We start from the raw sequence: 21739 nt of genomic DNA, 5'->3' as shown, positions 1-21739 counted from the left end.
CCGTGTCGGTGTCGTCAGTAGCCATACGCGTATTCATAGTGTTCACACGGGCAAAAAATTACCCATGCTCATACATAATCGGAGGCGCCTGTCGGTATTACCTCTGGAAATACACTGCCAGTGGAGCGAAACCGCGAAAGGTAGTCCCGGGAGCGTCAGTTGAACTCTTCGTCGTACAGTTCCTGCGCGTGGACGATAGCGTCCTTTGCGGCTTCTTTGTCCTCCCAGCCCAGCGTTTCAACTTCTTTGCCTTCTTCGAGGTTCTTGTAGGTCGCGAAGAATTCGTCGATCTCGTCGAGGGTCTGCTGTGGGATGTCGTCGAGGTCCTCAATGTGGTCGTAGCGCGGATCCTCGGTCGGGACTGCGATGACCTTGTCATCTTGCTCGCCGTCGTCGTCCATCTTCATCATGGCAACGGGGCGGGCCTCGATGACACAGCCGGGGAACGTCTGGTCCTCGACAAGCACGAGCACGTCGAACGGGTCCTCGTCGTCGTAGTACGACTGCGGGATGAAGCCGTAATCAGACGGGTAGTGAACGTTCGAGTGAAGAACGCGGTCGAGGACGACACCGGGGATGTCCTTCTCGTATTCGTACTTGTTACGCTCGCCTTTCAGGCACTCAACAACAGCGTAGATTTCTTCAGGTGGGTTCGGTCCAGTTTCGAGGTCTTCCCAGAGGTTCGTCATCATCGCCGACTGCGCGACGCCGTCAAAAAATCCTTTCGTAATAGCCATAGCTATTCGGTATTATGCGCTATATAACCCAATAATATCTAACTACAGATATATTCTTAGATTACACTTACCGCCTGTAAACGACAATCTGAAAGCAAATTAATCGGAAAAGCCATTCGGTCGAGAGCACATAATATAACGAAAACAACACTATTGTACCTGCTAGTTGTGTGGTGGTTAATGCCCCACAGCAGGCGTTGTGCGCCAGAGTTAACAAGTGTTAAATAGCTTGCTGACATTTACCCAACTATGTCAGAGGCACAAACAGTTACTGACAGTCCGGGCATCGCAAAAGAGCTTACCGCTTTTCAGCAGAATATCCTAGTAATACTCGCTGAAGAGCCGCGGTATGGTCTCGCTATCAAGCGCGAACTCGAAGAGTACTACGACGACGAAGTCAACCACGGTCGCCTGTACCCGAATCTCGACGACCTCGTCGAGATGGGTCTCGTCGAGAAAAGCGAACTCGACAAGCGAACGAACCAGTACTCCCTGACAGAGTCGGGCAAGGACGCAGTCCTTGACCAGCTCGGCTGGGTGTTCGGAAAGTTCATTTCCGATGACGGTCGAGCCGACGAACTCCGTGACCTGATCGCGGCACAGCAGTAGACTCGCACCTGGGCACCTGCGAACTACTGTTAATCAATTCTTAACGCAGAATAAATACTGATTACCGACAGGTGTACCGAGCAGTTACGCATCGGGAACGCGGCCACCGGCTTCTTCGACAGTGAGACGGATCGACTGCTCGAGCACCGACTGTTGTTCCGCAGTTGGCCACGCATTTCGCCGGACGTACTCGTCCCGAAACTCCTGGATTTCGTCTGGCGTCGCCTCGGAGATCGGTTTCGCGTAGTGGTTACCCATGAAGTCGGCAAGCAACTCCGCGTTCGCGCCGTGTGTCTCACCGTGTGCGTCGGTCACAGCTTCGACGACAGCCCGGTTTGCAGCGTCGATCTCCGCCCACTCGTCCGGGTCACCGGGACCTGAGAGCTGTATTTCCACGCCGCGGTCGATGTCGTCGACCCGCTCTGGACGGATGACGCCGTCATCGACCCATTCGACGGGATGACAGACGAGCACGTCACCCGTCTCATCGTTCCTGATGCGGGCAGTGTAGTCGTACCCGGCGAGGATTTCGTCGCGTTCGGTCCTGTAGGCGTCGGCCTCGGCATCGTCGACCGCCTCGCGAGCGAGTCTGGTCAGCCGTTCGGCCCGTTCGGTCACGTCTGTCGGCAGGTCAGTCATCGTCGAGTGCGTCGTTTGCTAGTTCGTCCGCACGGTCGTTTATTTCCCGCGGAACATGCTCGATCTGCCAGTCGTCGAAGTCGGTCAGCAGTTCGCGCACGCGGACACGGCTTTCGCGCAGGTCTGGGTCGTTCGTATCCCACTCACCGCGGACCTGTTTGACAATAAGCTCAGAATCGCCTCGGATATGGACGTCGTCGAATCCGTAATCGCGTGCGACTTCGACCGCGCGGATGAGCGCTTTGTACTCCGCCTGATTGTTCGTCGCCGTGCCAATCGTTTCGCCGCCTTCCGTGACAATCCCGCTGTCGTCGACCAGTACGTAGCCGACCGAGGCCGGTCCCGGGTTGCCCCGCGATGCGCCGTCAAAATACGCATGGACGCGCCCGCCGTCATTGCCGCGCAGCAGGGCCTCAAGTTGTGCGGTCCCCTCACCTTGAACAACGACTTTTCCGTCATAGGCGACCGCCGTCGCGCCGCCATATTCGACGCGCCAGCGCTCGTGATCAGTGTTTCCCTGTCGGATGTCGAGCCCCGCATCCGACAGTCGCTCGCGGGCCGTCGTCTCGTCACATTCGATAACCGGCATTGTCCGAGGGTGGCTGACCCGTCGATATAGACGTTGTGGTCGGTCTATCAGTTCCCGGCTTTGCTTCTGATGCGTTCGGCACCGGTCTGTCGGCCCTCTTCACCGCCCAAGAACCGACCCAGGACACCGACCAGCCCGCCGATGGTGACAACGGCTCCGGCGGCAAACATTATCGACAGGATGGGGTCGACAGGCTCGATGAAAATGGGTGAGAGAAACAGAACGATCCCGGACAGAATGGTTATCGCCGCTGCGGCTGGGCTTACCTGTTTCCCCGACGAAACGCGGTACGTGGAATGGGCGAGCGTGAGTGCCGCAAGTTCCCCAACAAGGAGGTTGACCAGCGCCTGCTGGTACGCGACCGGAATAAGCGCCGAGACGAATACGACAACCATGCTGACCAGCGTTGCGCCGAGGAGGAACCACTTCGTTGTATTTGCCATGATTTATATCACCTGTTGTTACTCAATCCAACCCTGTAAGAGTTGCTCTCCCACGGACCCCCGGAAAGGTTCTTATCGGGGAGGGCCGAAGGCGTGACAGATGCAACTCGACGAGTTCATCGAGGGGTTCGAAGAGGACGAAGCCGCACAGCGGCGGCGGCTCGCTGCGGAGAAGTCCTACGCCATCACGGACCACCTCGAAGACGTCGAGCGCCAGTTCGAGGCCGCGGTGCAGGGCGATTCGCTGTTCGGGTCGACGGCCCCGGAGATATTCGTCGGTCGCTCGGGATACCCCAACGTTTCCACGGGCCTGCTCTCCCCGGTCGACACCGACGCCGCCGCGGCCGGGTTCGCGACCAGCGGCGAGTGGTACCAGGAGGGGCTGGGCATCGAGGACGTGCTCCAGCGCCGGACCGGGATGGTCAACTCCACGCAGACGGCGTCGGTCGACTCGGTCAGCGCCGGTAGCGGACGTGGCGGCGGCGTCCACGACGTCTGGAACGGCTTCGTCGGCGTCCAACGAGAGGTCGCCATCGCGGACCATCCCGTCGACGTGGAGGTCGGACTCGACGGCACGCCGGAACTGGACGTGGAGTTCGACGACGTGGGTACGCCGACGGGGCCGCGGGCACACGCGACAGGGGCCGACTTGGCCGAGAACCCCCACGTCCCCCGGCCCGTCGAGAAGACGCTGTCGGACGACGACTGGCGCGCGGAGGGCGCGATGGCGTACCTGTACCGTCGGGGCTTCGACGTCTACGACATCAACACTATCCTCTCGGCGGGCGCGCTCGGCCAGGCCAGCGAACGGTCGCTGGTGCCGACGCGGTGGTCGATTACGGCGGTCGACGACACGGTCGGCCAGTACGTCCGCGGGACGCTCCGCAACGCCGACACCATCGACAAGCCGGAGCTGTGGTACAACGAGTACATGGGGAACCGCTACTGGGTCGTGCTCGCGCCCGGCCGCTGGGAGTTCGAACTCGTCGAAATGAAAGCGCCTCAGAGCGTCTGGAACCCACGTCCGGAGACTGGCTACTACATGTCGAGTGCCCACGAGGGCTACGAGGGTCGGACGGCCTACGTCGAGGAGACTGCGGGGGCGTACTACGCGGCGCGGCTCGGCGTCCTCGAACATCTGCAGGAGCGCGACAGACAGGCGAAGTGTCTGGTGCTGCGGGAGATAACCGACGACTACTGGGCACCCGTCGGCGTCTGGCAGGTGCGCGAAGGGGTCCGGAATGCCTTCGACGGTGAACCCGGGACCGCCCAGTCCTTCCGGGAGACGCTGACAGCTATCGCCGACCAACTCCCCGTCAGCCTCGGGGCACTGCGGCGCAAGTCCGAACTCGTCGCCGGACTCCAGTCGCAACTGAGCGATTTCTAGCGGCCCGCCGCCCGTCAGGTGTCGGTGTGTGCCGGGACTTCGACGAACGCCCAGGCGTCGACCGATTCGGCACAGACCGGACACCCGACCGCCAGCAGGCGCTCCCGGACGCCGCCGTCGACCGTCGTACACGCACCGCAGTTGGGACACGCGAAGCGGTACTCCGGCATGTGGCAGGCAGGGACGGGGACGACCGAAGGGACTGCCCCTCAATCTGAAGGGTATATAGGTTCGCCGACCTGTCACCGGCCGGACGGCTCCCACTCATTGGCTCGCAGTCCTCCCGCCTGACCGGTCCAGAGCGGGCGGTGGCCGCCGACTATATAGCCCACAATAGCGGTCTTAGGAAGGGTTATTCCGCTCGCCCGGAACGCTCAGGTATGACTACGCCACTTCGATTCGGGTTCGTCTGCGTCCAGAACGCCGGCCGGAGTCAGATGTCCGCAGCGTTCGCCGAACGAGAGCGAGCCCGCCGCGGGCTCGAAGACGAGGTCGAAATCCTGACCGGGGGCACGGACCCCGCAGACGAAGTGCATCCGGAAGTCGTCGAGGCAATGGCCGAACTCGACATCGACCTATCTGACCGGGTCCCGCAAGCTGTTTCGAACGACGAACTCAACAGTTGCACCGTTGTTGCGACGATGGGGTGTTCGACGCTCGACCTCGATGCCGACGTGGCAGTCCGCGACTGGGCGCTGGACGACCCCCACGGTCAGTCCGTCGAGCGCGTGCGGGAAATCCGAGACGAGATAGCGGAGCGCGTCGCCGACCTGTTCGACGAGTACACCGACTAGCCCGGCCAGCCTGACGCCGTCACGACGCAGTCGACTCTCTCACGGTGTCAGGACGGTTCGAGAATAGTGGGCCAACGCGGATTTGAACCGCGAACCTCCCGGTTATCAGCCGAGCGCTCAACCTGATTGAGCTATTGGCCCAACGCATTCAGTTGTACCCGAGGGGTATTGAAAAGGGTAACGTTTCGCGGCCGGTTGGGGATGTGAAACCGCGTCAGGGCTTCAGTTTTCGTCGCTGTCGTCGAAGTCGACGTCGGTGGCTTCGTCGGGGTCGAAGGAGCCGCCGCCGCTGGAGCCGGTGCCGGAGCCGCCGTCGGGACCAGTCGGGCCGGGGCCAGTGGGCCCGTTCTCGTCGTTGGGGAAGCCGCCGACATACACCTGGCCGCTGGCGAAGCCGCCGGTCTTGGCGTCGACGTAGGGCTGGACGACCCAGCGGCGCGTGGCGGCCCGGACGGGGTAGCGGGTGAACGGGACCGCGAGCAGCAGGCCGACGAAGTCCGTCACCAGGCCGGGCGTGAGGAAGAACGCGCCGGCGGCGATGAGGAGGCCGCCGTCGATGAGTTCGTCGGTCGGGAGTTCGCCGACCGCGAGCCGCTGCTGTATCTGCCGGAGCGTCGCACGGCCTTCGGCACGGACCAGCAGCATGCCGACCAGCGCCGTCAGGACGACGAGCGCGACCGTCACGAGCGGGCCGAGGAACGGTATCGCGACCGTCACCAGCAACACGATGTCGAACAGCGGGATGAGCAGCAACAGCCCGATGACCCGGAGCATACGACTGCTTGCAGGCCCGCCCCCAAACGCCTTTCGAGAGCGAGACCGGACTGTCGGCCGCCCGGTCAGGCGCTCACCGCTCTCGTAATCGGACTTCGACTGGCTCTGCGGGACTCAGCGTAATCTGCATCGCCAGTGAGAGCGGCGGTTCGGTGACTGCTTCGACGGCGTACCGCTGGGCGATGGTCGCCAGTGCGAGTTTGGCCTCCATCCGGGCGAAGCGCATGCCGATACAGTGGCGCGGGCCGCCGCCGAAGGGATAGTAGGCGTAGTCCGGGAGCGACGCTTCGAGGTCGTCGTCCCACCGTTCAGGGCGGAACGCGTCGGGCGCGTCGTACCAGCGGTCGTCGCGGTGGATGAGCCACTGCGGGAGGGTGAGCTGTGCGTCCGTCGAGAGTTCGTATCCGCCGAGGGTCACCGGCTCCGTCGGCTGACGGAACACGGTGAAAGCGGGCGGGTACAGCCGGAGCACCTCGTTCACCACGGCGTCGAGGTACGGCAGGTCGAACAGGTCCTCGGGCGTCGGCTGTCTGTTTCCCAGTGTTGCGTCAAGTTCCTCGTGCAGGCGTCGCTGGCAGTCGGGATTGTTCGCCAGCAGGAACCAGGCGTAGGTCAGCGTCAGCGCCGTCGTGTCGTGGCCGGCGACCAGAAAGGTCAGCAGCTGGTGGCCCAGTCGCTCGCGGTCCATCGTCTCGTCGTCCAGCGAGAGCAGCAGGGAGAGCACGTCGTCGCGGGCTTCGCGGGCGCGGTCGGCCTCGCGCTGGCGGGCGGCGATGACGTCGTCGAGCGTGGACTGGAACTCGGCCAGCGAATTAGTGACGGCGCGGTTCGTCCGCGTCGGGACCCACAGCGGGAGGTACGCCGACAGCGACCGCGGGTCCAGGCGCTCGCGCAGCGCGTCCAGCAGCGGTTCCAGCGCGTCCGCAGTGGTCTCGATGTCCACGTCGAGCAGGGTCTTGCCGAGAATGTTCAGCGTCAGCGACTGCATGTGCGGGCGCACGTCGAGACGCTGGCCGTCGCGCCATCCCGTCGCCGTCCGGTCGGCGAACGCGGTCATCGTGTCGCCGTAGGCGGCGATGCGCTCCCGGTAGAACGCCGGCTGGAGCGCCGTCCGCTGGCGCTGCCACTCCTCGCCCTCCAGCAGGAACAGCCCCTCGCCGATGAACTGACCGAGCGTGTCCTGCAGTAGTTTCCCCTTCTCGTAGGCGTCGGCGTCGGTCACCAGCACCTGCTCGACGAGGTCCGGGTGGCAGACGAAACAGCCCGTCGTCCCGGCGACGCTGTACCCCACCACGTCGGCCTCGTGGGCCCCGGCACGGTCGTAAAACCCGAGCGGGTCACGTAGCATCGCGGCGGTGTTGTCGATGAACGGGACGCGGCCGAGTCGGGGCGGCCGGTCACCCGGCGTGACCGGCTCCGGTGTTTCGGGAATCGCCTGCGGGGTATCCATCGCCGACGCTTGGGTCGCCCCGACAATCGGTCTTTCGCCGAGTGAGAGAGCCTTTGTACGCTCACCGCCCAGGGCAGGTATGGACGAGTACGCACGCGACACGAAGGTCGAGTGGCGCGAGTGGGGACCGGCCCCCTTCGAGGACGCCGCCGAGTCGGGGAAGCCGGTGCTGCTGGCGCTGACGGTCCCGTGGAGTGCTGAGTGCCGGGCCATGGACCGCGGGACGTTCGGCGAGCCCCGCATCGCGGCCAACATCAACGACGGGTTCATCCCGGTCCGTGTCGATGCCGACCGCAATCCCCGCGTCCGGGAGCGGTACACGATGGGCGGGTTCCCGTCGACGGTGTTCCTGACACCTGAAGGCGAGGTCATTACCGGCGCGACGTTCCTCGGACCGGACGGGTTCCGCGGTATTCTGGACTCTGTCCGGGAATCGTGGGACGCCCAAGGCGCGGCGGCGGGGTCGGTCCCACGGCAGCTACAGGACGAATCACCCCCTGCTGGCGAGCTCCGCCCGCGCATCGAGGAGCACATGGTCGAGCAACTGCTAGGCGCGTTCGACGACGAGTTCGGCGGCTGGGGAACCGACGTGAAGTTCCCGCTGCCACGGACCGTGGAGTTCGCCCTCGTCCGGGCGCGCGACCAGGCGACCCGGACGCTGGAGGCGATTCGGACCCACCTGCTGGATACCTACGACGGCGGCTTCTTTCGGTACGCCACGGAGCGCAACTGGGGGAACCCGCGACGGGAGAAACTACTGGACGAGAACGCTGCGCTGGTCCGGGCGTTCGCCCACGGCTACCGGTACACCGGGACCGAAGCGTACCGGGACGCCGCCCAGCGGACTGTCGACTACCTCACGACGACGCTGTGGGCCGACGACGCCTTCGCCGCGAGCCAGGCCGGCTCCGACGAGTACTACCGGCTCGAACCGAGCGAGCGGGAGGGAACGGTACCTCCGAACATCGACGACACGGTGTTCGCCGACCGCAACGGCCTCGCCATCGACGCCCTGCTGTGGGTGGCGGCCTACACCGACGACGAGCGCGCCCGGCAGTACGCGACTCGCGCACGGGACGCGGTCTGTGAGTCCCTCGTCCACGGCGGCGAGGTAGCCCACTACGACGGCACGGACAGCGACACCGGCCTGCTGCTGGACCAGGCACAGCTCCTCCAGGGGCTGACGACGAGCTGGCAGGTCCTCGGTGAGCCGGGGCCAGCCGAAGCTGTCGCGGACTGGACGATCGAAAACCGCCAGCAGGACGGAGGTGCGTTCCGTGACGGGCCTGCAAGCGGGCCAGGGCTCTGTGACCGCTCGCTTCACCCACTCGACGCGACGGTGGAACTGGCCGACGCACTGGTCGACCTCGCGGCGCTCACCGGTGAGGACCGATACCGCAACGCAGCGCTTTCAGCGGTCGAGTCCTTCGCCGGCGCGGCCGAGCGCATGGGCGTCGAAGTCGCTGGTTACGCCGGTGTTGCGGCGCGTCTCCAGCAGCCCCAGACGCTCACGGTCGGGACCGAGGCAGGGACCGATCTCCACCGCGCGGCGCTTCGACTGGCTGATCACGAAATCACCGTCGTCCCGGAGCCGGACGGCGACGGCACGGCACGACTCCTCGACGGGGATGCTATCGTCGCCGAGGGGACGACCCCGGCCGAACTCGAAGCCGCACTCACTGGCGAGCACTGACACGAACAACGGCCGCAAACGTGGACAAACGGTAAACCCCCGACAAGTTTTTGCACACGTACCTTGATGTATGGGTATGTCCAGTCTCAGAGATCTCGGACTCTCCGAATATGAAGCCAGAGCATACCGATCACTGCTGGAAACAGGGCCGACAACGGCCAAGGAGCTATCGCGGGCCAGCGACGTTCCGATGGGCCGCATCTACGACGTGCTAAACAGCCTCGAAACGTACAATCTCGTCCGCAGCCAGACCGCCAGCCGACCCAAAAAATACGTCGCCGTCGAACCGGACACGGCTCTCGACCGCCTGCTCGAGGACAAGAAGCGGGAACTCTAGGAGAAAGTCGGCCAGTACGAGGAAATCGTCGACGACCTCTCGACACAGTTGGAGTCGGCAGAGCCCGTCGAGGAGCCGTTCTGGACAGCCGCCGTTGGCCCCGACAATTCGCTTGACCTATTGCTTGAGCGGCTGGCCGCCGCCGACGACGAGATTATCATGGTCGGCTCGGCACCCGCCCGGCAGGTCGACATCCTCTCCGGGACCGAGCGAATCGTGGATGAACTCGAAGCGGCGCTGGAACGGGGCGTCGAAGTGTCTCTGCTCGTTCGGCCGGATCTGTTCGAGAGTCTTCCTGAAGAAGCCAACCGCGAGTACTACGAGCGCCTCTTCCACTACGACAACTACAGTGCCCGCGCCAGCCCCAACATCAGGACCACGTTCGAGCTACTCGATGGGGTCGAGGTCTGTATCGAGGTCCCGCACCCGCTGGGCCGCGAGGAAACCTTCGGCGTCATCGACATGAAAGACTCCGATTTCACTGCCGATATCAGCCAGGCGTTCGAAGAACACTGGGCAGAAGCAAAGCCGGTCGGCCCGCCGTAACTGGGTCATCGGTGAGTGAGAAACAGAGTCACAGACAGCGACCGCGAGATTGCGCTCGCGGCTTCACCGCTCGCAATCGAGACGCGGCGCGTCTCGTGCACCTCGCTCGACGGTTCGAGGACTGCGCTTCGTTCAACAACTAAGGTAGTCTCGCGGGTCGCTACGCTCCCCGCTCGACGTTCCGAGGACTTCGCTTCGCTCAGTCCTCGCTACTCGCCGACTTCCTGCCGCAAATCGCCCAACTGCGCGACGCGCTCGGCGTGGGCGTTGTGCTGGTGGATGGACTCGTCGTTCGACTGTTTCATCGTCACGACGGCGTCGTCCGGCAGGTCCGGGAACGTCTCGACGACGCCCTCGGCGAGGGCGCGGACGCAGTCCTCGACGAACTTGGCGTCTTTGTGGGCCTCGTAGGTCATGTGGTCCTCGTCGGGCCGCTTCGCGAGGTTGTAGATGCGGGCGCTCATCGAATCCCGGGCGACTTCGATGAGTTCATTCAGGTCGACCTCAGGCGCGCCGTCGCTCTGGACGGTGAGCGTGGCGTGGCCGCGCTGTGAGTGGCCGGCCTGTGGGTTGGTTTCGAGGAACTCTTCGATGACATCGTCTTCGACGTTGAGCTGCTGGAGTGTTTCACGGGCGCGAGAGGCTGACATCCCCTGCGAACACGGGCAGACGGTCATCCCGGTGACGCGGGCACCGATTTCCTCGCTCGTCCCGTCTTCGGTCGCTGTCGCCGAGGCGATGATATCGGCCGTCGACTGGGTGGCCATCCCCGACTCCGGCGTCTTCTCGTGTGTGACGTACTCGGCTTCCATCCGAACCTCCGCTTTCGTCGTATAGTCGTGCTTCTCAAGCAGGAGTTCGGCGGCGTCGCCACAGACGTCCTCGACCCGGTAGGCCTCCTCGGAGACGGCGGTCTCCAGCGTCTCGTCGATGACCTCCATATTGCGGGACATGTCGGCACCCTTTCGCCAAGACGGCAGGTCGACGAACACTTCGAACTCCGCCATGAGTACGATGGGGTCGCGGTCACGACGCCCCAGTTTGACGAGCTTCTCGACGCCCGTCACACCGACGCGATTGAGACCGACCGTTACGTCCGGACTCGACGCCTGCACGTCCGGGAGTTGTTGACTCATTGCCCTCTCTATGGAAGAGAATCGGTTAGTGCTTTCGAAAGGGTGGGCGGGTCGCCGTGAGTCCCGAAGCGACCACTCCGAACCGGATCAAAACTGTGTGCTGTCCGGCATTGACTCGTCCGTCTCAAAGTTTCGGAACAGCAACTCGAAGTCAGTGGCGTCGAACAAACCCGTGAGTTCGTCAAGTTCCGCACGGACTTCGGTAAGCTCGGCTCTCAGTGCAGTGAACTCCTCGCTTTCATCGAGGACCGCCTGTGGTTTTGAAGACTCCAGTGCAGCGTATTTCGCCGTGAGCGAGTAGCACTCACGCAGTCGTTCCTCGTAATCGGCGTACCGAAGCAACTGTTCGATTGTCCCGAAGAGGTCCTCTTTCGACACCGGTTTGATGACGTAATCATCGAAGGGCATCTCGATGATGTCGAAATCGGGGTCAACTGCGGTCACCATTGCCACGCGTGTGTCGTAGCGTTTCTCACGGATCGCCGACAGTACCTCGTCGCCGGAGCGGTCCGGCATCCGCCGGTCTAACAGGACAACGTCGACTGTGGAATCTAGCTTCGAAAGGGCTGCCTCACCGCTGTACACCGTTTCGACTGCGTACCGGTCACGTAACTGGTCCGCGTACACGTCAGCCACCGCTGGCTCGTCATCGACAACGAGGATCGTCGCTCGTCGCCTCTCTGTCATTAGCTAGCATATATACCACAGAATTGCAAAAGGATTCCGGCCATCTTGCCCGAGACGACCTGACTGAAAATGGTTACTGGCCGACAATATCGTCGTATCGTGCCCCAGTCTGTTTGAGCGTCTCCGTCGAGTACAGTCGGTCGTGGTCGTACGGCAGATGTTCGGTCGCGAGTTCGTCGATCTTCTGGTCGACAATGGCCGCTTCGCGCCCGTGAATCATGGTGAAGAGATTGTACTGCCAGTCCTGCTTCGGGCGGCGTGGCCGATGATAGCAGAGCGTGACGTAGGGGAGTTCGCCGACTGCCTGCCCGCGCTCGTCAAGAGCGTCGTCCGGCACGTCCCAGACGACCATACAGTTGTTGTCAAACCCGGTAACGATGTGATTCACGACACAGCCGATACGCTTGATACAGCCAGTCTGCTGGAGGCGCTTGATCGCCGAGAGTACGTCCGACACGTCGGCATCGAGAGCGTCTGCCACGTTGCGGTAGGGTGTTGCGACAAGCGGGAAGCCGGTCTGGATTTCGAGCAACAACTGTCGGTCCAGCTCCGAGAGGTCCGCGGCGGCATCTTCGCTTATGCGGGTCGCAGTGGCGTCGGTCGTCTCCAGACTCTCCCGGGCGAACCGGTCCCCGTTGACAACCGGGAACTCAAGATCGATGTAGTAGTCGGTCAACATCGGCAAGACGAGTACCGAACAACCGGTTCGCTCCTCAATCTCGGCTAGGATCTCGTCGCGCCGCTGTCGAGAGCCTGCAGTGACAACGAACCACATATTCCACTCGTGGTCGCGAGCGTAGTTGTGATTCACCTGTCGGTACCCGTTGATTATCTCTGCGACCTCGTCGAACCGGTCTTCCGGGGCACTGACAGCCGCCAGCGTGGAAGAGCCGATGACTGGCGGATTGAGGACTGGGCCGAACCGACGGAAGATACCGTCGTCACGGAGTGTTCTGACCCGGTCGAGTGCTTCCCCCGCCGAGACTCCCAACGCTTCACCGACAGCCTCGAAGGGATGTTCCTGAATCGGGAAATCGCTCTGGAACTCGTCGATGAGCGCAGCGTCTACCTCGTCGATCTGCTCGCGCCACTCACCCGACTTGAGACTCATTGTACACGATTAGGAGCGTAGTCGTGTATCCCTTTCGGGAAGGCGGTCAGTTCCCACAAATTGAGAACGAAACGCAGGGGCTTTTGAACTCTGGCCCGAACACGTTTCCATGGCGCAAGCGACCCGGGAGTACGGCGAATGGCCGCTCAAACGACTCATGACGGAAGTCGTCGGCTCCGGTCACAAATCTGCCGACGATATGTCCCGCACGCAAGCCCGGGAGGCGTTCCAGCGCATCCTCGGCGGCGAACCCGACCACACGACGCTTGGTGCGTTCTGGCTCGCCAACCGCTGGAAACGCAACACCCCCGAGGAACTGGGTGCGTACGTCGACGTGATGTCCGAGGAGTCGGTCGAGACAGCCACGCCGGACGCTGACCCGGTCGACTGCGGGGCCAACTACGACGGCAAGGGCCGGTCGGCGATTCTCGGCGTCGCCGCGGGTGTTGTTGCCGCTGCCGCCGGCACACCCGTCGTCGTCCACTCCGGCGACCGCGTCCCGACGCAGAAACAGGACGCCTACAAGCACGTGCTGGACGAACTCGGCGTCCGAACCGAACTCGAGCCGAGCGAGAGCGCCGACATGGTCGACGAGGTCGGCTTTGGCTTCTACTACCAGCCGGCGTTCAACCCCGGCATCGACGCCCTGTTCGAGCGCCGCGACAACATGGGCGTCCGGACCTTCGTCAACACTGTCGAGACGCTGGCGAACCCGGCCGACGCCAGCGTCCACCTCGGCAGTTTCTACCACCTGGCCTTCGCGAAGAAGATGGTCCGCACGCTCGCTCAGTCCGAGACCAGCAGCGTCGAGCGGGCGCTGTTCTTCCAGGGAATGGAGGGCTACGACGACGTCCGCCCCGGCGAGACCATCGTCGCCGAATGGCCCGTCACCGGCGACGAATCCGACGACGAGGACATCGCGGACTTCGAGATCCGCACCGGCGAGTACGGGATGGACATCGAGAGCGAGGACCTGCAGGTCGATGACGTGGCCGAAGAGTCGGCGGCGATAACCGAAGCCGTACTGACCGGCGAACGCGAGGACGGCTTCGCCGACGCTGTCGCGCTCAACGCCGCGCTCCGGATCTACGCCCGCGAGGACGCCGACAGCATTCAGGACGGGCTTGAACGGGCCCGTGGCGCGATTGCCGACGGCAGTGCAGCGGAGACACTCGACGACCTCCGGGCCTTCTAATCCGACGACGAGCAGAGCGGAACCGATTTCTACCGAGCGGGCGAAGGCATTCTGATGGGACAACACGCTAGCGCTCGTGACAGCACTGCGTGGACGGTACCCGCATCGGAGACGCCCGGTGTCCACGAGCTGGCCGACACCAACGGTATCAGGCTCCATACCGTGAGCGCTGGCCCGCAGGACGGCGACCTCGTCGTCCTGTTGCACGGGTTTCCGGAGTTCTGGTACGCCTGGAAACACCAGATACCGGCGCTCGCAGACGCCGGCTACCGTGTGGTCGCGCCGGACCTTCGGGGCTACAATCACTCTGATAAGCCCGACGGCGTCGCCGCGTACCACATCGACGAACTGGTCGCCGACGTGGCCGGACTCGTCTCGGCGCTCGGCCGGGAGCAGGCCCACATCGTTGGTCACGACTGGGGCGGCGTCATCGCCTGGCAGACCGCCATTGACCGGCCGGACGTAGTCGACCAACTGGCGGTCCTGAATGCGCCCCACCCGTCAGCATACGAGCGCGAGATCCGCCGCTCGGTCGACCAGTTACTTCGGTCCTGGTACGTGCTGTTCTTTCAGCTCCCCGTCCTTCCCGAGGCTAGCCTCCGCTGGAACGATTTCGCCATGCTGGAGCGTATCCTGACTGACGGGCCAACCCGACCCGACGCCTTCACAGAGACCGACGTGCGGCGGTACAAGCGGGCACTCGGGCAACCGGGCGCACGCACGGCCGCAGTTAATTACTACCGGGCGCTCGCCCGGCGGAACGCAAAGCTGACGCTCACTGTGGGCGGCGTCGGCGACAACCCGGTGACAGCGCCAACGCTCCTTATTTGGGGCGTGCAAGACGACGCGCTCTCGCTGGCGCTGACGCAGGACCTCAGCGAGTGGGTCCCGAACTGTCGAGTCGAGCGGCTCCCGGCGGCAAGCCACTGGGTCCAGTTCGATGCCCCCGAGCAGGTATCGGACCTGCTGCTGTCACACCTGCCGTAGCCTGGTACGACGAACAGCCGACACTCACCGGCGCGTGGCGGCGTGTCGGACACCCGCTGGACGCCACGCGGTCAGTCGTCAGGACACGGCGGGGGTGGTTCGGTGCTGGCACAAGAACCCTCGGTCAGTGGGCAGGCTTTTCTGCCGGGCTTCCTTCCGACCGAGTATGAGCGACCTGACCGCGACCCTGCACACGACAGAGGGCGACATCGAAGTCGAACTGTACGACGAGCGCGTGCCGACCACCGTCGAGAACTTCGTCGGCCTAGCCGAAGGCGCCAACGACTACGACGGGACCGAAATCGCTCCGGGGACCGGCGCGTGGGAGGACCCTGAATCCGGCGAGAAGCGGATCGATCCGCTGTACACTGACATCGACATCCACCGCATCATCGAGGACTTCATGATCCAGATGGGGGACCCGACCGGCACCGGCCGCGGCGGCCCCGGTTACTCTTTCGACGACGAGTTCCACGACGACCTCACTCACGACGGCCCGGGCGTCCTCAGCATGGCCAACAGCGGCCCGAACACCAACGGCTCGCAGTTCTTCATCACCCTCGACGCCCAGCCCCACCTGGACGGCAAACACGCCGTCTTCGGGAAGGTCGTCGACGGGATGGACGTCGTCGAGTCCATTGGCAGCGTCGACACCGACCGCAACGACGCGCCGACCCAAGAAATGCTGCTCGAATCGGTCGACATCCACCGATAAGCGCGCCGGCTGCGAGACGACTTAGTTCCAGTCGGGGCTAGACCCCTGTTTCCGGCCCGACCGCGACAGCCGCTTTCTGAGGTACCGCGTGACCGGGAACAGCCGCTCGCTCAGCCGGCCCGAGACGCCGGTCTGGCTGGCGTAGACGAGGACCGGCACATCCCGGTCGGCGGCCAGTGCGATGACCTCGTCAGGAGTGCTGCCGAACAGGGCCTGCCTGAGCCAGCGGTCCCGCGACGCGCCGATGACCAGCACGCCGCCGTTTTCCGCCGCGGTCTCGACGAGGCCGTCGGCGACGGTGCCGGCACGGACGTTGTGGACCTGGGTCGTCTCGACGCCCTCAAGCGCGTCAAGCGTCGTCCCCGACGCCTCGTTTGCCCCCTCGTCGTCGGTGCTGACGTTAATGAGGTGGAGGTCGCTCCCCAGTTGCCCGAGCGCGTTCACCAGCGGGAGCACGGCCTGATGGTGGGGGCCGCCGCCTGCGCCGATGTTAATAACGTCGAGGGCGTCCGCAGACGCAGTCTTGTCGGCGAAGAACACGTCACAGGGTGCTTCGCGCTCGACGGTCTCGGTCACGTCCTGATGGCGTTCAGGATACCCCATGAGGATGAGGTCGGCGTCGTCGTCGCGCGCCGTCTGGAGGATATCGAAGGCCACGTCCCGGCAGGTGTGGCCCTCGATGAGGAGGTCGACGCCGTAGTCATCCCCCAGTTCTGACCGGATGCGCTCGGTCCGTGCTTTCGCGGTGTCCTGGACGGATTCCCAGGGCGTCTGGTCGGGGACCTGCGTCACGTTGAGGACGTGGATGACGGGGTCCTCGTCGGACACCTTCGCCAGCGCCGCGGCGAGTTCGACGTAGCGAGCGGCCCGGCCCGGACGTGCGATTGGGACGAGGACGCGGAAGCCGCCGGTCTCGGCGGCCGCTTCAGCCCCCGCTGCACCCGACGCCGGCGTCTCCGGGACCACCTCCCGAAGCAGGTCCTCGGTCTCCGGCGCGCCGCCCCAGGCGAGGTACACAACGACCATCGCGCCCGTCAGTACGAGCCCGGTCACGACGCCTTTCGGCGGGAGGTTGTAGATGAGCCCGAGGTTCGCCAGCACGCCGATGACCGGGACCACCGGGACGCCGGGGACGCGAAAGCCCCGCGTGATATCCGGGAACCGCCGCCGGGAGTAGATGAGCGCGACGTTGACGACGGCGAGCGGCAACAGGAGGTTCAGCGTTGCGAACCCGGTCAGGGCGTTCAGCCCGAGATGGAGGCCGAGCCCGCTGAACAGGCCGCCCTCAGCCGGGAACAGCGCGATGAAGAACACGATGAGCGCGACGATGGTCGCCGTCGCGGTCGCCACACTCCAGGACGGCGTCCCGTAGTCGGGGTGGATGCGCGAGAACCGCCGGGGGGCCTGCCCGCGGGTCCCCATCAGCGAGCCGATGCTGCTCGCGGCGAGTATCGACGCGTTCGAGGCCGACACCATCGAGAAGATGGCCCCGGCGACAATGAGGCTCTCGCCGATGCTCCCGAGGAACGAAGCGGCGACCCGCCCCATCGCCGTCTCGCCCTCCTGTGCGATGACCTCTGCTGGAATCGGGGAGTTCACCATCGCGACGATGACGAGCGCGTAGAGGACAGTGACTGTGAGGATGCTCGCGGCGATGGCCCGTGGGACGGTCCGCTTCGGCTCGATTATCTCGCCCGCGCTGGCCGCGATGGCCGAGAAGCCGAAGAACGTGATGAACGCCAGCGCAGAGATAGTCAGGATATCGACGGGGCCGCCGCCGAAGTTTCCAGCGAACTTACTGACGGCCACCGACGGCCCGCGGAAGGCGAACGCACCGCCGATGAACGCGAGCAGAACGGCGACCTTCGCGCCCGTGACGAGGAGCTGGAAGCTCCCGCTTTCCTCGGTCCCGCGGGCATTGAGAACGCCGAGCAGGACCGCAGTCGCCACGCCGGCGGTCCCGTGTGGCAGGAAGTGAAGCGCCTCGGGAAGGAGAAAGCGGACGACCCACTCGTCCATCGTCGCGAGGTAGAACGCCGTCGTGCCGGTGTAGCCGAGAAACAGCGACATCCCGATGCTGTAGGTCAGCAGGTCCCGGTCCTCGAAGGTCCGCGAACAGAAGAGGTAGCCGCCGCCGTTTTCTGAGTAGACCGACGCGAACTCGGAGTACGCGGCGGCGGTGACGCCCGCGATGACGGCGGCGATGACGAACGCGATGACGGCGCTCGATCCGATTGCTGCGACGGCGGTGCCGGACAGCGAGAAGATTCCGGCCGCGATCATCGTCCCCAGCCCGATTGCGAACGCGATTTTGAAATCCAGCGTTCGAGTGTGTTCGACCATTCGTCTGGCGACTGATTACCCCAGTCGATACGTAATAGTATCGTTCAGGCGCGTCCCCGGATATCCTCGTTTTCGCCCCGGTTTCGGACAGGCGGCCGCCGCGTCGGCTTCGCCTGCGGCCGAGAACGGGACACTGCTATAGGCCCGGCCGCCGAAGCTAATGGCAGTGGCACACGTCGAGCGACTCACCGTCTACCCCGTCAAGGCGCTGGACGGCATGGACTGCGAATCGGTATCGATCCGCCCGGGCGGCACACTGGCCCACGACCGCGAGTTCGCCATGTTCGACGACGCCGGAGACGTGGTCAACGGGAAGCGGACCAGCCGCGTCCACGACATCGACACCGGCTACGACCCCGAGTCGGGGACGCTGTCGGTCACGACCGACGACGACAGCGCGTCGTTCGACCTCCGGGACGAGCGCGGCCGCTCGCGGGCGGCCGACTGGCTCGGCGTGTTCTTCGGCGTGGACCTGACCGTCGAGCGCGACGAGACGCTGGGCTACGTCGACCGCCGTGAGATGGGGCCGTCGGTCATCAGCACCGCGACGCTGGAAACCGTAGCGTCGTGGTTCGACGACGTGACCGTCGACGGCCTGCGCCGGCGGCTCCGGGCGAACGTCGAAATCGGCGGGGTCCCGGCGTTCTGGGAGGACCGATTTGTCGGCGCGGACGCCCCCGCCTTCCGGGCCGGCGGCGTCCGGTTCGAGGGAGTGACCCCCTGCGGTCGCTGTGTCGTCCCCCAGCGGGACCCCGACACCGGCGAGGCAACGCCGGGGTTCCGGGAGCAGTTCGTCAAGCGCCGGCAGGCGACGTTCCCGGAGTGGGCCGACCAGGACGCCTTCGATCACTTCTATACCGTGATGCTCATCACCCACGTCCCCGAGGCCGACCGCGGCGCGGAACTGGCCGTCGGGGACCCCGTCGAAGTCGTGCCGGCGGCCGAAACGTAGTGAACCCCCGACGGCGAGACCGACAATCGAAAGACGGTCGGCCACGAACACGGAGTAATGGCAGACGCGGACGAACACGTCGACCCGAGCGAAATCGGCGAACAGGACGGCCCCCCGGTCGAGGAGAAGCCCTACAAGATAATCTTCGAGGCCAACAAATGCTTCGGGGCGGGCAAGTGCGCCGAGAAGTCGCGCAACTGGACGCTCGACCTGGATACTGGTATCGCCAAGCCCGAGACTTACTTCATCGACGAATCGGATCTCGATCATAACATCGCGGCCGCCGAGGCCTGCCCGGCGAAGAAAGACCGCGGCATCATCCACGTCGTCGACCGGCGGACCAACGAGGAGATCGCCCCGGACCCGAACGGCGACGGGACGCTCTCCGTCGACTGGTAGCGCAGTGCCTACTAGCGGCAGTTTTACCACCTCCTATCAGTCCGCGTAGACACCGATGTGCGCTGTCAATGTCACCGAGAATTCAGTGCGAGAAGGCAAGGCTCCAGAATACAGAAAACAGCCGTCGCAGTATATATCATGTAAGATTACTATAGATAATAAACTGAATTTCTTCATGCGAGCAGTTTAATATTTCAAGCTACTGTATGACATAACTTCTATTTGTGGGGGGCAATTTGGGTATCAATATGCCACGTTCAAGTAGCATGGAACGGCGATCGTTTCTGAAAGCAACGGGCAGTGCTGCGGCCGCCGCAGCGCTGGCGGGATGTTCCAGTGATAGTGACGAGACTGAGGGCGCAGCGGAGGAGACCGGCGGCGGCACGGACTCGACAGACTCCAGTGGTGGCGATGTCGGGACCGATCTGAAACAGGACGGGGACCTCTGGCGGGTCAACACGGGGACGATGACGACGATGGACCCGATCGAGGCGACCGACACCCAGTCGGGAATCGTCATCCAGCAGATGTTCGATCCGCTGATGAACTATCCCGACAGCCAGCCCGCTGTAGAGGGGCTTATGGCTGCGGACTACGAGGTATCTGATGACTTCACGACCTACACGTTCCAGTTGAAGGACGCGACTTTCCACAACGGCGACACCGTAACCGCTAGTGACTTCGTCTACGCGTTCGAGCGGTTGACTGCATCTGACAACTCTAGTCGCGCCTACTTCGTTCTGGATTCGCTGGGCGTGACACACGAGACGACGACTGAGACGGTCGACGGCGAGGAACAGGAAGTGTACAAGCCCGGGACACTCGGCGTCACGGCCGTTGACGAAACAACGCTCGAGATCCAGCTAGACGCGCCGTTTGCCTCCACGCTGGAGATGCTCGCGTACTCATCTTTCTCACCGGTTCCTGAGGGCATGGTTGGCGACATCGAAGGGTACGAGGGCGAGATGACCCAGGCCGAGTTCTCCAGTTCGAACCCGATCGGAAACGGCCCCTTCGAGTTCGATACGTGGAACTCCGGAACAGAGGCCAGAGTCAGCGCGTACGACGACTACTATGGCGAGAGTCCGAGCGTCGACGGCGTCCACTTTGCGGTTATCGAGAACGACTCGGCCAATTACAACTATGCGATGAACCGGAACGCCGATATCTTCGAACTCCCCACGGCGCAGTACGACCCCGGGAAGGTGTCCGTTGAGGAGGAAGACGACGAGGGTCGCCAGATCGGGACCTACGGCGAGTTGCGCAACGGCGACACGGCTAATTACTCCGCCGTGTCGAACATCGGGGTGTTCTACCTCGGGTTTAACATGGCCAGCGTACCCAAGCCGGTCCGTCAGGCGGTCGCGTACGCGATGAACCAGCACACCGTTGTCGAGCAGGTGTTCAAGCAGCGCGGCGAGCCTGCGTACAATTTCACGCCGAAATCCATCTTCCCCGGTGGTGCCCAGAACTACAACGACCGCGCCGAAAACGAGTACCCGTACGGCTACGACGACAGCCAGCTCGGAAAGGCCCGATCGGTGATGGAAGAGGCTGGCTACGGCGAAAACGAGCGCGTCGCCGTCGAGCTGACGATCTACGAGTCCGGTGTCTGGAGCGAAACTGCAAGCATTCTTCGAGACCAGCTGCAGAGCGTCTACATCGACCTCGAAGTCAACCAGGCGCCGTTCAACACGCTCCTCGAGCGTGGTCGCAACGGCGAACTAGAGATGTACTCGCTTGGCTGGGTCGCTGACTGGCCCGCGCCGGATAACTTCCTCCAGCTGCTGAACCCGCCACAGACCGATACGAGTCTTGACTTCCCGATTTCGTATGTCAACTGGCAGCCGGAGAACGGCGACGCTGCCCAGCAGGCCGCGGAGGCGTACCAGTCGATTGCTGACAACCCGGCACCGACGGAGGAGGATCAGGCCGCCCGGAACGACGCGTACATCCAGATGGAGAACGCGAACTGGGAAGACGTCGCAATGCTGCCGGTGTATCACGAGCTGACTGAGCTGTTCTGGTACGACCACGTCGACTTCACGCCGCCAGCCGGAATGGGGCCGAGCCGACAGAAGATGAACACCGTGTCGCTCGGAGACAGACAGTAATCGCGTCCCTGCTGGCGTGATCGTCCCCGCCACGGTTGGTGACGGGAACGACTTCGCAGCCCTCAGAGATTATGAACTCACAAGTACCCGTACAACGGAGAC

At 63.8% G+C, this 21739-nt stretch carries 20 protein-coding genes, 1 tRNA gene and 1 pseudogene; 11 read left to right on the top strand and 11 right to left on the bottom strand.

The window, feature by feature from the left end; all coding sequences use genetic code 11:
- Nucleotides 1–155: 155 nt before the first annotated feature.
- A complete protein-coding gene (locus tag BVU17_02770) occupies nucleotides 156–689 on the bottom strand; it encodes an inorganic pyrophosphatase (GenBank protein ID AUG48819.1) in 534 nt (177 codons plus the stop codon).
- Nucleotides 690–986: 297 nt separating this feature from the next.
- Between BVU17_02770 and BVU17_02765 the strand changes: the two genes are divergently transcribed.
- Complete coding sequence (locus BVU17_02765; protein ID AUG46492.1) at nucleotides 987–1346, top strand: PadR family transcriptional regulator; 360 nt, start codon at nucleotides 987–989, stop codon at nucleotides 1344–1346.
- A gap of 84 nt (nucleotides 1347–1430) precedes the next feature.
- On the opposite strand, the gene BVU17_02760 is transcribed toward BVU17_02765, so the two are convergent.
- From BVU17_02760 to BVU17_02750, 3 genes are read right to left on the bottom strand one after another with little or no spacing between them, the layout of a single operon-like run.
- Nucleotides 1431–1985 carry a rnhA operon protein gene (locus BVU17_02760; protein ID AUG46491.1) on the bottom strand — a complete coding sequence of 185 codons (555 nt, stop codon included), beginning with the start codon at nucleotides 1983–1985 and terminating at the stop codon, nucleotides 1431–1433.
- Nucleotides 1978–2574 carry a ribonuclease H gene (locus BVU17_02755; GenBank protein AUG46490.1) on the bottom strand — a complete coding sequence of 199 codons (597 nt, stop codon included), beginning with the start codon at nucleotides 2572–2574 and terminating at the stop codon, nucleotides 1978–1980. Before BVU17_02755 ends, BVU17_02760 begins: the two co-directional genes overlap by 8 nt.
- A 47-nt stretch (nucleotides 2575–2621) precedes the next feature.
- Nucleotides 2622–3017 (bottom strand): hypothetical protein, encoded by a 396-nt coding sequence (locus BVU17_02750; GenBank protein AUG46489.1) that lies wholly within the window; start codon nucleotides 3015–3017, stop codon nucleotides 2622–2624.
- A 100-nt stretch (nucleotides 3018–3117) separates the two neighbouring features.
- Here BVU17_02750 and BVU17_02745 point away from each other — a divergent pair, with 100 nt between their 5' ends.
- Together BVU17_02745 and BVU17_02740 are read left to right on the top strand one after the other, a co-directional pair.
- Entirely contained in the window at nucleotides 3118–4404 is a 1287-nt protein-coding gene (locus BVU17_02745) for a hypothetical protein (GenBank protein AUG46488.1), read from the top strand.
- Between the two features lie 380 nt (nucleotides 4405–4784).
- Complete coding sequence (locus BVU17_02740; GenBank protein AUG46487.1) at nucleotides 4785–5198, top strand: low molecular weight phosphatase family protein; 414 nt, start codon at nucleotides 4785–4787, stop codon at nucleotides 5196–5198.
- 67 nt (nucleotides 5199–5265) lie between these two features.
- Here BVU17_02740 and BVU17_02735 read toward each other — a convergent pair.
- From BVU17_02735 to BVU17_02725, 3 genes are all read right to left on the bottom strand, one after another.
- A tRNA-Ile gene (locus BVU17_02735) sits at nucleotides 5266–5339 on the bottom strand.
- 81 nt (nucleotides 5340–5420) lie between these two features.
- The gene (locus BVU17_02730) at nucleotides 5421–5972 is read right to left on the bottom strand and encodes a membrane protein FxsA (GenBank protein ID AUG46486.1); all 552 of its coding nucleotides are present in this window, start codon (nucleotides 5970–5972) and stop codon (nucleotides 5421–5423) included.
- A 73-nt stretch (nucleotides 5973–6045) separates the two neighbouring features.
- Complete coding sequence (locus BVU17_02725) at nucleotides 6046–7422, bottom strand: cytochrome P450 (GenBank protein ID AUG46485.1); 1377 nt, start codon at nucleotides 7420–7422, stop codon at nucleotides 6046–6048.
- A gap of 79 nt (nucleotides 7423–7501) precedes the next feature.
- Between BVU17_02725 and BVU17_02720 the strand changes: the two genes are divergently transcribed.
- The gene (locus BVU17_02720; protein ID AUG46484.1) at nucleotides 7502–9115 is read left to right on the top strand and encodes a thioredoxin domain protein; all 1614 of its coding nucleotides are present in this window, start codon (nucleotides 7502–7504) and stop codon (nucleotides 9113–9115) included.
- 76 nt (nucleotides 9116–9191) lie between these two features.
- Nucleotides 9192–9998 (top strand): annotated as a pseudogene (locus tag BVU17_02715) (transcriptional regulator).
- Nucleotides 9999–10207: 209 nt separating this feature from the next.
- Here the strand turns inward: BVU17_02715 and BVU17_02710 are convergent.
- From BVU17_02710 to BVU17_02700, 3 genes are all read right to left on the bottom strand, one after another.
- Entirely contained in the window at nucleotides 10208–11134 is a 927-nt protein-coding gene (locus BVU17_02710) for a GTP cyclohydrolase (protein ID AUG46483.1), read from the bottom strand.
- A gap of 87 nt (nucleotides 11135–11221) precedes the next feature.
- The gene (locus BVU17_02705; GenBank protein ID AUG46482.1) at nucleotides 11222–11821 is read right to left on the bottom strand and encodes a DNA-binding protein; all 600 of its coding nucleotides are present in this window, start codon (nucleotides 11819–11821) and stop codon (nucleotides 11222–11224) included.
- Nucleotides 11822–11894: 73 nt separating this feature from the next.
- Entirely contained in the window at nucleotides 11895–12932 is a 1038-nt protein-coding gene (locus tag BVU17_02700) for a heme biosynthesis protein (protein AUG46481.1), read from the bottom strand.
- A gap of 109 nt (nucleotides 12933–13041) precedes the next feature.
- Here BVU17_02700 and BVU17_02695 point away from each other — a divergent pair, with 109 nt between their 5' ends.
- The 3 genes from BVU17_02695 to BVU17_02685 all read left to right on the top strand — a co-directional run bounded on the left by BVU17_02695 (nucleotide 13042) and on the right by BVU17_02685 (nucleotide 15829).
- Nucleotides 13042–14127 carry an anthranilate phosphoribosyltransferase gene (locus BVU17_02695; GenBank protein AUG46480.1) on the top strand — a complete coding sequence of 362 codons (1086 nt, stop codon included), beginning with the start codon at nucleotides 13042–13044 and terminating at the stop codon, nucleotides 14125–14127.
- A gap of 54 nt (nucleotides 14128–14181) precedes the next feature.
- On the top strand, nucleotides 14182–15114 hold the full coding sequence (locus BVU17_02690) for an epoxide hydrolase (GenBank protein ID AUG46479.1): 933 nt from the start codon (nucleotides 14182–14184) through the stop codon (nucleotides 15112–15114).
- A gap of 166 nt (nucleotides 15115–15280) precedes the next feature.
- Nucleotides 15281–15829: a peptidylprolyl isomerase gene (locus BVU17_02685; protein AUG46478.1), complete on the top strand. Its 549-nt coding sequence runs from the start codon at nucleotides 15281–15283 to the stop codon at nucleotides 15827–15829.
- Nucleotides 15830–15850: 21 nt separating this feature from the next.
- Here the strand turns inward: BVU17_02685 and BVU17_02680 are convergent, their stop codons facing one another.
- Complete coding sequence (locus tag BVU17_02680) at nucleotides 15851–18172, bottom strand: amino acid permease (GenBank protein ID AUG46477.1); 2322 nt, start codon at nucleotides 18170–18172, stop codon at nucleotides 15851–15853.
- 166 nt (nucleotides 18173–18338) lie between these two features.
- Between BVU17_02680 and BVU17_02675 the strand changes: the two genes are divergently transcribed.
- The 3 genes from BVU17_02675 (at nucleotide 18339) to BVU17_02665 (ending at nucleotide 21637) form a co-directional block, all read left to right on the top strand.
- Complete coding sequence (locus tag BVU17_02675; protein ID AUG48818.1) at nucleotides 18339–19124, top strand: molybdenum cofactor biosysynthesis protein; 786 nt, start codon at nucleotides 18339–18341, stop codon at nucleotides 19122–19124.
- Between the two features lie 57 nt (nucleotides 19125–19181).
- Nucleotides 19182–19523 carry a ferredoxin gene (locus BVU17_02670; protein AUG46476.1) on the top strand — a complete coding sequence of 114 codons (342 nt, stop codon included), beginning with the start codon at nucleotides 19182–19184 and terminating at the stop codon, nucleotides 19521–19523.
- Between the two features lie 266 nt (nucleotides 19524–19789).
- Complete coding sequence (locus BVU17_02665) at nucleotides 19790–21637, top strand: peptide ABC transporter substrate-binding protein (protein AUG46475.1); 1848 nt, start codon at nucleotides 19790–19792, stop codon at nucleotides 21635–21637.
- Nucleotides 21638–21739: the final 102 nt, after the last annotated feature.

Source organism: Haloarcula taiwanensis (assembly GCA_002844335.1).
GTDB lineage: Archaea > Halobacteriota > Halobacteria > Halobacteriales > Haloarculaceae > Haloarcula > Haloarcula taiwanensis.
Note: the sequence above shows the minus strand (reverse complement) of the source record. Positions and strands in the feature narration are given on the sequence as shown.